Source organism: Bradyrhizobium sp. USDA 4454 (genome assembly GCF_054822705.1).
Genome location: NZ_JBTRCN010000001.1, coordinates 2,070,247 through 2,082,247, shown reverse-complemented (window position 1 = coordinate 2,082,247; position 12,001 = coordinate 2,070,247). Strand labels below are relative to the sequence as shown.

At 64.4% G+C, this 12,001-nt stretch carries 11 protein-coding genes and 1 other RNA gene; 8 read left to right on the top strand and 4 right to left on the bottom strand.

The genetic code is table 11. The annotated features are described in order from the left end of the window. Positions 1 to 373 precede the first annotated feature (373 nt). Both ACVIW0_RS09395 and ACVIW0_RS09390 read left to right on the top strand, forming a co-directional pair. Positions 374 to 1,246, top strand: a complete 873-nt coding sequence (locus ACVIW0_RS09395) for an N-acetylmuramoyl-L-alanine amidase (protein WP_461352059.1) — start codon at positions 374 to 376, stop codon at positions 1,244 to 1,246. Positions 1,247 to 1,335: 89 nt separating this feature from the next. Then, a complete protein-coding gene (locus ACVIW0_RS09390) occupies positions 1,336 to 1,554 on the top strand; it encodes a hypothetical protein (RefSeq protein ID WP_461352058.1) in 219 nt (72 codons plus the stop codon). 82 nt (positions 1,555 to 1,636) lie between these two features. On the opposite strand, the gene ACVIW0_RS09385 is transcribed toward ACVIW0_RS09390, so the two are convergent. Beyond that, positions 1,637 to 2,872, bottom strand: coding sequence for an RNA polymerase sigma factor (locus ACVIW0_RS09385; RefSeq protein ID WP_461352057.1), 1,236 nt, complete (start codon positions 2,870 to 2,872; stop codon positions 1,637 to 1,639). Positions 2,873 to 2,970: 98 nt separating this feature from the next. Beyond that, entirely contained in the window at positions 2,971 to 3,330 is a 360-nt protein-coding gene (locus ACVIW0_RS09380) for a YciI family protein (RefSeq protein ID WP_461352056.1), read from the bottom strand. Positions 3,331 to 3,477: 147 nt separating this feature from the next. On the opposite strand from ACVIW0_RS09380, the gene rnpB reads away from it, so the two are divergent. The 5 genes from rnpB to ACVIW0_RS09355 all read left to right on the top strand — a co-directional run bounded on the left by rnpB (position 3,478) and on the right by ACVIW0_RS09355 (position 8,239). Continuing rightward, positions 3,478 to 3,892, top strand: an RNA gene (gene rnpB, locus ACVIW0_RS09375) — RNase P RNA component class A. A gap of 181 nt (positions 3,893 to 4,073) precedes the next feature. Further along, positions 4,074 to 5,729 carry a hypothetical protein gene (locus ACVIW0_RS09370; RefSeq protein ID WP_461352055.1) on the top strand — a complete coding sequence of 552 codons (1,656 nt, stop codon included), beginning with the start codon at positions 4,074 to 4,076 and terminating at the stop codon, positions 5,727 to 5,729. A gap of 104 nt (positions 5,730 to 5,833) precedes the next feature. Then, complete coding sequence (locus ACVIW0_RS09365; RefSeq protein ID WP_461352054.1) at positions 5,834 to 6,013, top strand: hypothetical protein; 180 nt, start codon at positions 5,834 to 5,836, stop codon at positions 6,011 to 6,013. 166 nt (positions 6,014 to 6,179) lie between these two features. Beyond that, entirely contained in the window at positions 6,180 to 7,619 is a 1,440-nt protein-coding gene (locus tag ACVIW0_RS09360; protein WP_461352053.1) for a DUF1254 domain-containing protein, read from the top strand. 173 nt (positions 7,620 to 7,792) lie between these two features. Beyond that, on the top strand, positions 7,793 to 8,239 hold the full coding sequence (locus ACVIW0_RS09355; protein WP_461352052.1) for a DUF2721 domain-containing protein: 447 nt from the start codon (positions 7,793 to 7,795) through the stop codon (positions 8,237 to 8,239). Between the two features lie 41 nt (positions 8,240 to 8,280). Here the strand turns inward: ACVIW0_RS09355 and ACVIW0_RS09350 are convergent, their stop codons facing one another. After that, positions 8,281 to 8,997 (bottom strand): alpha/beta fold hydrolase, encoded by a 717-nt coding sequence (locus ACVIW0_RS09350; RefSeq protein ID WP_461352051.1) that lies wholly within the window; start codon positions 8,995 to 8,997, stop codon positions 8,281 to 8,283. A 212-nt stretch (positions 8,998 to 9,209) separates the two neighbouring features. Here ACVIW0_RS09350 and ACVIW0_RS09345 point away from each other — a divergent pair, with 212 nt between their 5' ends. Beyond that, positions 9,210 to 9,953 (top strand): sulfite exporter TauE/SafE family protein, encoded by a 744-nt coding sequence (locus ACVIW0_RS09345; protein ID WP_461352050.1) that lies wholly within the window; start codon positions 9,210 to 9,212, stop codon positions 9,951 to 9,953. A gap of 152 nt (positions 9,954 to 10,105) precedes the next feature. Here ACVIW0_RS09345 and ACVIW0_RS09340 read toward each other — a convergent pair whose 3' ends face one another. Further along, positions 10,106 to 11,905 carry an ABC transporter ATP-binding protein gene (locus tag ACVIW0_RS09340; RefSeq protein ID WP_461352049.1) on the bottom strand — a complete coding sequence of 600 codons (1,800 nt, stop codon included), beginning with the start codon at positions 11,903 to 11,905 and terminating at the stop codon, positions 10,106 to 10,108. Between the last annotated feature and the right edge of the window lie 96 nt (positions 11,906 to 12,001).

Genomic DNA, 12,001 nt, shown 5'->3' with positions numbered 1-12,001 from the left:
TCCTCGCGCCAGGAGCCGCCAACTCCCGTCCTCGGCCGCAAATCCTGATATCCGACCGGAATTGGGTGGGTTTCCATGGGATTTCGCGCAACAGCGAGGCTCAGCGTCCGTGGGCCGTCCCCAGAAACCGGTTCGGCACTTCACCTCTCAGTAACGGCACTTAACGTTAAGAAAACGTTGATGAAGGGTTAGCGGAATCGCGCGACTTTGGCCCGCATTCGAGTGATAGCCTCGGCATTCACTGCGGGCTCTTGCAGCCCGTGGAACCGGCGGGGCCGATTGCACGGTCCGCAGGGTAAAGGAATAGTAAACGCCTATTTTGTTTATCCATATGTCAAAATGCGTTCTCCTGGTTCGGTTTGAGTGATTCGTTATGGCTTCTGGTTCGTCTTCATCCGGCAACCCTGATCCGAAGCGTCAGCGCGTCCTTCCTATTCCGAAGGACGTGGCCGACGCGAAGACGTTCACGCCCGATTCCTCGGTTGCCTCCGATGTAATCCCGTCGGCGAATTTCGGCGATCGCGCCAACGGCCGGCAGCCCGACATGATCGTGCTGCACTACACCGGCATGCCTGACGTCGAGGGTGCGATCGCGCAGCTCTGCACCGCCGGCACCGATGTATCGGCGCACTACATCGTGCTCGAGGACGGCCGCATCGTGCAATGCGTGCCGGAGAGCAAGCGCGCCTGGCACGCCGGCGTCTCGGCCTGGGCGGGCGAAGACGACATCAACTCCTGCTCGATCGGCGTCGAGATCGTCAATCGCGGTCACGATTGGGGCTATCCGGATTTTCCGCTGCGCCAGATCGCGGCCGTGATCGCGCTGTGCCGCGGCATCATGCTTCGCCGCAAGGTCGTCGCGCATCGCGTGCTCGGCCATTCCGACGTCGCACCGGGCCGCAAGAAGGATCCCGGCGAGAAATTTCCCTGGCACTCGCTGGCCAATTCCGGCGTCGGGCACTGGGTACAGCCGGCACCGATCGTGCGCGGCGACGCGCTGCAGCTCGGTGCGATCAGCGATGCCGTCTCCAACATGCAGGCCGCGTTCCGCCGTTACGGCTACAACATCCCGACCAACGGCAAGTTCGACGGCCCGACCATGGAGGTCGTCACCGCCTTCCAGCGTCACTTCCGCCCCGAGCGCGTCGACGGGATCGCCGACCGCTCGACCATGGCGACATTATACGCGCTGCTCGAAAGCCTGCCGCCGGATGCGGCGAAGCCGCCCGCGGTCGCATCGAGATAGCACCGCTTTTTCCTGAATCGCGTGCGCAACAGGAACTTTTCACCACCTGCCGCCTTCTTGGTCGGGGCGGTCCGAGTGGAGAATCGACCATGTTCAAAGCACTCATCGCGGGAGCTGCCGCCGTCGGCCTTGTTGTCGCCCCGGCAGCCGCCATGTCGACCCAGGGCAAGACCACGTCGACCATGCACAAGACCCACAAAGTCCATCATGCGCAGAAGAAGATGGCACCCGGCACAACGACCGGCATGTCGAGTGGAACGACGACTGGACAAGCGACCGGCGGCGCCAAGGCAAAGACCGGGTACTGAGCACGTTCAAGGCCGCGGGGCACGCTGACGATCGTTGATCCCGGCTGCGTGCCCTCACCACCTCGCACGAGCTGAGGTGATCTCACCCCAGCTCCGCGATCCTTCGCGCATAGAGCCGCCGCAACGGCTCGAGCTGGGTCGCGGCGGTGGCAGCGAGATACGCCTGCCGCGCTTCGTCCTTGCGGCCGAGGCGGCGCAGCAGATCGGCGCGCGCCGCGGGCAGCTGGTCGTACCCCTTCAAGGTGCCGCGCGCATCCAACGCGTCGATCAGATCGAGCGCACGCGCCGGGCCGTCGACCATCGATACCGCGGCGGCGTGGTTGAGCTCGATCACCGGCGACGGGCTGATGCGCAGCAGCACCTCGTAGAGACCGGCGATCTGCGGCCAGTCCGTATCCTCATAGCTCGGCGCCCGCGCATGCAGCGCGGCGATCGCGGCCTGCACCGCATAGGATTGCGGCCGGCCCGGCATGCACAGCGCCTCCTCGACCAACTGCACGCCTTCGGCGATCTGCCTGACATCCCACAGCGAACGGTCCTGCTCCTCGAGCAGCACGATGTCGCCATCGGCGGTCTGGCGGCCGGCGAGGCGCGCATCATGCAGCAGCATTAGCGCCAGCAAGCCCTTGATCTCGCCGCGCGCCGGGATCAGCGCATCGAGCAGCCGCGCCAGCCGGATCGCCTCGCGCGCGAGATCCGGCCGCATCAGATCGTCGCCCGCGGTCGCGGCATAGCCTTCGGTGAAGACGAGGTAGATCACCGCGAGCACGCCTGACAGCCGCGGCTCCAGCGCCTCGCGCTCCGGCACCTGATAGGGAATGCCGGCGAGCCTGATCTTCTGCTTGGCGCGCAACAGGCGCTGCGCCATGGCGTCCTCGCTGACCAGGAACGCGCGCGCGACCTCGACGGTCGTCAGCCCGCACACCGTGCGCAAGGTCAGCGCGACCTGCACCTCGGGCGCAAAGGACGGATGACAGCAGGTGAAGATCAGCCTCAGCATGTCGTCGTCGAGCGTCGCATCCGCCGGCTCGGGCGAGGCCTCCGCATCGAGCAGCAACTGATGCGTCAGCTCCTGCTGCTTGCCGCGAAAGCTGACGGCGCGACGGACCCGGTCGATCGCCTTGTTGCGGCCGACATTGACCAGCCAGGCCCGCGGATTGGACGGGAATTCGCCGATCGGCCAGCGCTGCAGGGCCACCGCGAAAGCATCCTGCAGCGCATCCTCGGCCAGATCGAAATCGCCGACGAGACGGATCAGCGTCGCGAGCGCCCGGCCCGCCTCGTCGCGAAACACCTTTTCGATCTGGCTCGGGGTCATGGTTTCACCGTCATTCCGGGGCGATGCGAAAGCATCGAACCCTCAGGTGCGCAATTGCGCACCTGCGGGTTCGCTTCGCGCCCCGGAATGACCACCGGTCATCGCGGGTTATCGTAGATCATCACCGGCCGGACCTCGATCGAGCCGGTCTTGGCGCCGGGAATCCGTGCCGCGAGGCCGAGCGCGGTGTCGAGATCCTTGGCCTCGACCAGATAGTAGCCGCCGAGCTGCTCGCGGGTTTCGGCGAACGGACCATCCGTCGTCAGCGTCTTGCCGTCGCGGACCCGCACGGTGGTCGCGGTCGACACCGGCTGCAGCCCGTCGCCAGCCTTGAAGTGGCCGCTCTGGATGATCGACTGGGTGTAGGCCCCGTACTCCGCCGTCACCGCCTTGCGCTCGTCGGCGCTCATACGGCCATATTCCGCGTCGCTCCGGTAGATCAGCAGCAAATATTGCATCTCATCTCTCCTCTTGATCGGCTGGATCGCCGGCACCCAGTCGAACGGGCGACAGGCCAAACGACATCTTCAGGATAATTTATTTTGGCCGGCTTGGCCGGTGTTATCCGCTTGACGGATCGGGCGGAAACGCCCATGCCGTTGATGTCAGTCGGCCGGACGGCCGCTCCCGCAAGCGCCGAAAGGCCGCGGGGGAGGAAAGTCCGGGCTCCATCGACATGCGGTGCCGGATAACATCCGGCGGGGGTGACCCCAGGGAAAGTGCCACAGAGAACGAACCGCTCCCTCTCCGGAGGAAGTAAGGGTGAAAAGGTGCGGTAAGAGCGCACCGCGTTTCCGGCAACGGAGACGGCATGGCAAACCACACCGGGAGCAAGACCGAATAGGGACGGCAACGCGGTTAGTTCGCGCACGCGCGATAACACCGCAGGGCGATGTCAGGCCCGCCGTCCGGGTAGGTTGCCCGAGGCAAGGTGCAAGCCTTGTCCCAGAGGAATGGCCGTCGCGTACCATTCGCGAGAATGGTGCCCTACAGAACCCGGCTTACAGGCCGGCTGATATCTTGGAGTATGAGGGGCGCGGCGCGACACGCCGGGCCCCTCGCCATTTGGCGGTACCACTTCGCACGCGCTGTGACGGAGCCGGCCTGTTTGGTAAGGTGCCTCCACGGCACTGCACCTTTCGGCGACACCAATCCAGCCAAAGCGATCCGCGACACCGGGCAGACGCAGGAGGCAAAAGGCATGACCTATTTTGATCTCGGGCCGTACAGCCGCAAAATCACCACATCATCGCCCGACGCCCAGCTCTGGTTCGACCGTGGGCTCAATTGGGTGTTCGGGTTCAACCATACCGAGGCGATCAAGTGCTTCCGCAAGGCGCTCGCGCACGACGGCGAATGCGCGATGGCGCATTGGGGCATCAGCTACGCCTCGGGGCCGAACTACAATCTGCCCTGGGTTCGCTACGATCCAGAGGGGCGGCAGATGGCGCTGCAGGCCTCCTACGATGCCATGCAGGATGCGCTCGCGCATGCAAACAAGGCAAGCGCGGTCGAGCAGGCGATGATCAAGGCCCTGCCCGCGCGCTATCCGCAGCGCGAGGCAATCGAGGACATGACGCCGTGGGACAAGGCCTACACGCAGGAGATGCGCAAGATCTTCGCGGCCTTTCCCGACGATCTCGAGGTTCGCGCGGTGCTGGCCGAATCGATCATGAACGAGACGCCGTGGAAGATGTGGGACCTGCCGTCCGGAAAACCGGCCGAAGGCGCGGGCACCGAGGAATGCAGGGCGATCCTCGAACAGGCTTTCGAACGCGTGGCGGCGGCGTGGGATCATCCAGGCCTGCTGCATCTCTATGTCCACCTGATGGAGATGTCGCCGTTCCCGCAGCGGGCGCTGCGGGCTGGCGACCGGCTGCGCGAGGTCATGCCCGACAGCGGCCACCTGATCCACATGCCGACGCATCTCGACGTACTGTGCGGGCATTACAACGACGTGCTGCGCTACAATCAGAAGGCACTGGCGACCGACCGCACTTTCCTTCGCTATTCGGACGATCCCGGCGTCTACCTGGTCTACGTCATCCATAATTTCCACTTCGCGATCTACGGCGCGATGTTCCTCGGCCAGTACGCGCCCGCGATCGCAGCCGCCGAGGAGCTGATCGCCACCGTGCCGGAGCCGGTGCTGCGCATTCCGTCCCCGCCGATGGCGGATTTCCTCGAAGGCTATCTGACGATGAAGCAGCACGTGCTGGTGCGCTTCGGCAAATGGCACGAGATCATCGAACAGAAATTGCCCGAGGATCGCGACCTCTACTGCTCGGTGACCGCGATGATCCACTACGCCAAGGCGGTCGCGCATTCAGCGCTCGGCAATGTCGCCGCGGCGGAGGCCGAGAGGGCCTCGTTCGCGGCGGCGAAAGCCCGCGTGCCGGAGAGCCGGCTGGTCCACAACAACAAGGTGGTCAACCTGCTCAACGTCGCCGAGGCGATGCTCGACGGCGAGCTGGAATACCGCAAGGGCAACTACGACATTGCCTTCGCGCATCTGCGCCGATCGGTCGAGCTCTCCGACGCGCTGCCCTATGACGAGCCGTGGGGATGGATGCAGCCGCCGCGCCACGCGCTCGGCGCGCTGCTGCTCGAGCAGGGACGCATCGAGGAAGCCGAGGCGGTATATCGCTCCGATCTCGGCCTCGACGGCAAACTGAGCCGGGCCTGCCAGCATCCCGACAATCTGTGGTCGCTGCACGGCTTGCACGAATGCCTGGTTCGCCGCGGCGAGAAAGCCGAGAGCGCGCTGATCAAGCAACGGCTCGATCTGGCGCAAGCGCGGGCGGAGATCCCGATCAAGGCATCCTGCTTCTGCCGGCGAACGGCGATGGCAGCCTAGGCTGATGTCATCACCTCGGGGGCAGAATCGCGCGGAACGCGCCATTCCTGGCCGCGTGACCGCCGCATCCCTATCTAGCGGAAGCCCGTTCCAGGAGATCGCAGATGGACCTTCAGAAGATCATGGCGAAGGCGCGGGAGATCGCCAAGAGCAGCGGCGCGATCACGACCGAACAACTCAACGGCTTGTGTCCGAAGAGTATGGAGTCCGATGATGTCGCGGCGCTCTTTACAGCTCTGCGCGCCGAGGGGATTCGGCTCAAGGACGACGAGTCGGGATCCTAGAAGAGTTGCATGGGTGCCGAATTGGCACAGCGCCTTTGCCCCAGGCCGGACATTGGACTTGCAGCGCGGCTTCGTGACGCGGAGACGCCCCCCATTGCATTGATGCAAGTCAAGGCCAGTGGAACTTGTCTCGTTATCGCTTCGGATCAGGTCAGGAGGGCTTTCCATGTCTATCACGCGTCGTCAGGCACTTGCGGTGTTGTGCGCTGGGGTTTCACCGCTCGCGATTTCCCGCTCCGCACGGGCCGATTTTGATGGCCCGGTTGTCCGGGCGCTGGAAGGCGGCGAAGAATTCTGGCTCGCCCAGGATGCCTATGTCTACGGATATCCGCTGGTGACGATGGAGATGACCCGCCGGGTCATGACAAATGCTGCGGCGGTGGAAGGCACCCGCGGGCCGATGGGGCAGTTCGTCAAGCTCCGAAAGTACCCCGATGCCAGCTTCAAGGACGTGACGGCGCCCAATGCCGACACTCTCTACACGACGGCCTGGATCGACGTCGGAGACGAGCCCTGGGTCCTGAGCATGCCGGACATGAAGGACCGCTACTTCCTGTTTCCGATGCTGGATGGCTGGACCAATGTCTTCCAGGTGCCAGGCAAGCGCACCACGGGCACCAAGGCGCAGACCTACGCGATTACCGGACCGGGCTGGAAGGGAACGCTTCCCGCGGGAGTCAAGGAGTACAAGTCTCCCACGAGCATCGTCTGGATCCTGGGCCGCATCTACTGCACCGGCACGCCGGAAGACTATGCAGCGGTGCACGCCGCGCAGGACGAGTTCAAGATCGTGCCGCTCAGTGCCTACGGCAAGTCGTATGCGCCTCCGCCCGGCAAGGTCGATGCGTCAATCGACATGAAGACGCCGGTGCGCGACCAAGTCAACCGGATGGATGCAGCCGCCTATTTTACCCTTCTCGCGCAACTGATGAAGCGCAATCCGCCGGCGCCCGCCGACGCGGCCGAAGTCGCCAAGTTCGCGAAGATCGGCCTCGTCCCCGGCAAGGATTTCGATGCGAGCAAGTTCGACGCCGCGTTCGCCAAGCGGGTCCCGCAGGTGGCATTCGACCGGATCATGCTGCAGTTCAAGGTCAACAAGGCGATCCGCAACGAGAACGGCTGGGCGTTCGACAGCGAGGCCGGCATCTACGGCACCAACTATTTCAACCGTGCCCTTGTCACGGCAATCGGTCTTGGCGCCAACCGCATTCAGGACGCGTGCTATCCGACATCGCAGAAGGATGCCGACGGCAGGGACTACCTCGGCAGCAACAAATACGTCATGCGCTTTCCAAAGGGGCAGCTTCCTCCGGTCGGAGGCTTCTGGTCGATCACGATGTATGACGAAAACTTCTTCTTCGTCGCCAATCCGATCAACCGCCAGTCGATCAGCGCTCGCCAGAACCTCAAATCCAATCCGGATGGTTCGGTCGATCTTTACATCCAGAAGGACAATCCGGGTCCCGACAAGGAGAGCAACTGGCTGCCCGCGCCTGCCGGCAAGTTCGTCCTGATGCTGCGCATGTACTGGCCGAACGAGAAGTCGCCGTCGATCATCAACGGGACCTGGAAGCCGCCACCCGTTCGCAACGTGACAAGCAGCTGAAGCATGATCCGGAAAGGTGCGAAGCGGTTTTCCCTCGCGACAAACATCAAAGGCGTTTGCGCGGAGATCATGCTCAAACAAGGAGCTGAAGCGCGATGATGATTCAACCCAATCTCATCGCGCTTTAAGGGTATTTCGAGTTAACCCGGCGTCCGTGGACAGAGGCAGGTCTGATGCAGGTTCCCGACACTCCGTCCGTCGAACAGCTATCGCAGGTGATCGTTCAGGTCACCGCGCCGTCGTTCCTCCTCGGGGCGGTCGCCGGGTTCGTGTCTCTGCTGATCTCTCGCATGAATCGCGTGACCGACCGGCTACAGGCCGCTGAGGCTGTCCCGGACGGCGATCACGCCAGAGCAAGGCTCAAGAGAGACATGCCGCAACTGAGACGCCGTGCCGAATTGCTGAATCGTGCGATCATGTTGTCCACGACAAGCGCAATCCTGACGTGCCTGCTCGTGATCGTCGCGTTCGTCAGCGCGTATTATCAGTTGCGGCACGAATACGGCGTCGCCGTGCTGTTTGTCGTTGCCCTCGGGTTTTTCACCGCGGGGCTCGTGAATCTCGTCCGGGAAACCTGGATTTCCGTGCACGAGTACGAATCCGGATCGTCTGGGCCGTAGACGTTAACCAGAGGGTTTTGAGATTTCGAACCGACGGCTCGTTACGAGACGATCTCCCGCAACAACGCCATCAACGCCTCCGGCGCAGTAACGTTCGGGGAGTGGCTGGCGTCGATCTCCAGATAGCGCCAGCCGGCTTCGTTCCTGGTGCGCTTGGCGAACTGCCCGAACGTATCCGCCGGCGTGATGCGGGTGGCGTAGATGTAGCTGCGCGGCAGGGTGGTCTCGCCGTGCTTCAATCGCAACTTCTGCTCGAAGCATTTGATCGGCATGTCGACGCGGCGCGCGGTCAGCCATTCGACGTCGGCGGGAGACGTATCCGGCGGCGTCGGCATCGGCGGGATGCGCCAGCCGTCGTTGTTGCGCGCAGCCTCGCGCATGTTCGGGATAGCCACCTCGTTGAGATCGAACAGCGCCTGGCCGTCGCGCGGCACGAAGGCGTCGATATAGATCAGCTGCGCGATGCGATCGCGCACCCGATCGGCGACGCCGGTCGCGACCATGCCGCCATAGGAATGGCCGACCAGCACGATGTCGCGCAGATCTTCATACGAAATGACGTTGAGCATGTCCTGGATATGCGCCTCGAGGTCGAGCCCTTGATGGGCGAGATGCGCGCGCTCGCCGAGCCCGGTGTAGCTCGGCGTGATCAGCCGGTGCCCGGCGGCCTGCATCAAGGGGTGCATCTTCTTCCACGCCCACCCCGCCGACCAGGCGCCGTGACAGACCAGAAAGGTTTTGGGCGAATGCGCAGTCATGCTGATGCTTCCATTTCGATTATCGTTGAAGAGCCACGATTTTGAAGTGTACCCACGATGCACGTTGTGTAAACGTGCAGGCACTCCCTCCCTTTGTCATTCCGGGATGGTCCGAAGGACCAGACCGCAGGTGCGCAAAGGCGCATCGGGGAATCTCGAGATTCCGGGTTCGATGCTTCGCATCGCCCCGGAATGACGACTGAAAGGCCACGATGCCCCCGGCAAGCTACGCGGTCCTGTTGTTCGGCGCGCTTGCCGGCGGATTCGTCTCCGGCCTTGCCGGCTTCGGCACCGCGCTGATGGCGCTCGGCATCTGGCTCTATGTGCTGCCGCCGACGCTGGCGGTGCCGCTGGTGCTGGTATGCTCGGTCATCGCGCAGGTCTCGACGCTGCCGTCGATCTGGAAGAGCATCGATTTCCGCCTGGTCCGACCGTTCGTGATCTGCGGCCTCGCCGGCGTGCCGATCGGCATTTTCCTGATCGCCCGCGCCGACCCGGCGGTCTTCAAGCTGACGATCGGCGTCTTCCTCTTGGTGTTTCCGACCCTGCTGTTCCTGCAACGCAAGCCGATGTCGATTTCGCTCGGCGGCAAATGGGCCGACGGCGCGATCGGCTTTGCCGGTGGCATCCTCGGCGGCCTCGCCGGACTGTCCGGCCCGCTGCCGATCCTGTGGGCGAGCGTGCGCGGCTGGGGCAAGCCGCAGCGCCGCGGCGTGTTCCAGATCTTCAACTTCACCATCCTGGCGGCTGCGCTGCTGGTCCAGATCGCAACCGGCCTGGTGACAACGGAGCTGATCTGGCTGACGGCTTGCGCGTTTCCGGGAACGCTGCTCGGCGCCTGGCTCGGCTCACGGCTCTATCACGCGCTGAGCGACCGCAATTTCTCCGATGTCGTGCTGGTGCTGCTGTTCCTGTCCGGCGTCGCGCTGGTGTGGAACGGGCTGGCGCCGAAATGACGCGTCGGCGCGTGGCTGAAGGAATCTCGGTCCATCGGCCACGCGCCATTAAAGCGCGATGAGGTCAGGTTGAATCGTTATCGCGCTTTAATTCTTCTTTAAGCATGATCTTTTCGGAAAACCGCTTCGCACTTTTCCGGATCATGCTCTGCTTACTCCGCCGCCGCCTGACCGAACTCGGTCGCCTGACGCTCGAACAGGCCGCGGTAGATGCCGCCCGGCCGCGCAGCCAGCGCCTCATGCGTGCCCTGCTCGACGATCTCGCCGCGATCGAACACCAGGATGCGATCCATGCTGCGCACGGTCGACAGCCGGTGCGCGATCACGATCGAGGTGCGGCCCTTCATCAGCCGCTCCATCGCCTGCTGGATCAGCGCCTCGGATTCCGAATCCAGGCTCGAGGTCGCCTCGTCGAGGATCAGGATCGGTGCATCGGCCAGGAAGGCGCGCGCCAGCGCCACGCGCTGCCGCTCGCCGCCCGACAGCTTGACGCCGCGCTCGCCCACCAGCGTGCCGTATCCCTTCGGCAGCCGCATGATGAAGTCATGCGCATTGGCAAGCCGCGCCGCCTGCTCGATAGCATCCGCGCTGGCGCCGGGCCGGCCGTAGGCGATGTTCTCCGCCAGCGTGCGGTGAAACAGGATCGGCTCCTGCTGCACGATCGCGATCTGGCTGCGCAGCGATTGCTGCGTCGCCTGGGCGATGTCCTGACCGTCGATCAGGATCCGGCCGCCCGAGACGTCGTAGAGCCGCTGCACCAGCTTGACGAACGTCGTCTTGCCGGAGCCCGAGCGCCCGACCAGACCGACGCGCTCGCCGGCATCGATGTCGACCGACAGCCCGTCATAGAGCGGCCGGCGATGGCCGCCATAGTGGAACGTGACGTCGTCGAACACGATGCGGCCACCCTGGATGTCGATCGTCCCAGCATCGGCAGCATCAACGATGCCGAGCGGTTCGCCGTGGATCTGCACCAGCTCCTCCATGTCGTTCACCGAACGCTGCAGATTGTTGATGTGCATGCCGACATCCCGCAAGTACGCGTGGATGATGTAGTAGCTGGTCAGCACATAGGTGACGTCGCCCGGCGTGGCGCGGCCGGCCGCCCACAGCAGGATGGCGCCGCCGATCACCGAGGCGCGGAAGCACAGCAGCACCACGAGCTGCGCCGTCGAGGTGTGGTTGTAGCGCAGCCAGGTCCGCCGCACCCGCCGGCGCCAGCGGCTGATGACGCCGTCGAGCCTGACATCCTCGCGCGTCTCGGCGCCGAACGACTTCACCACCGCGTTGCAGGTCAAGGCGTCGGCCAGCGTGCCGCCGACCTTGGTGTCCCACGCATTGGAGACCCGCGCGGCCGGCGCGACGTAGCGCACCTGGAACACCATGGTCATCGCGACATAGACCACCGAGCCGACCGCGATCACCGCGCCGAGCTGCGGCCAGTGCACGCCGAGCAGGATCATCGAGCCGAGCAGCACCACGACCGACGGCAACAGCGCCATCAGGATGGTGTCGTTCAGCAAATCCAGCGCCCACATGCCGCGCGTGATCTTGCGCACGGTGGAGCCGGCGAACGAATTGGCGTGCCAGTCGGTCGAGAAGCGCTGCACGCGCATGAAGGCCTGCTGCCCGACATCGGACATCGTCTTCAGCGTGAACGGCACGATGGTCTGGATGCCGACCAGCCGCAGCAGCAGCGACAACGCACCGAGACCGACGATGGCGCCGAACGCCAACATCGCGGCATGGCGCGCGGCGGCGTCGCTCGACCCCGCGGTCAGGGCGTCGACCAGATGGCCGGAGAACACCGGCATGAACAAATCGGCCGCGGTCGCACCGAGGAAGCCGGCGGTGACGGCGGCGGCGCGCAGCGGCTGCTCCAGCCAATGGCGGAATACGAATGGCAGCACGATCCGGATCGCGGCCGGCCGCTTGGTGGTTTGCATGGTCATGGCACATTCCGGCCACGCGAGTGTCGCGCCGGCCGGCTCCGTCTGGGGCGACATGCGGGCGGAATCCGTCCGCTGATGTCGCTGGAAATTGTCGAT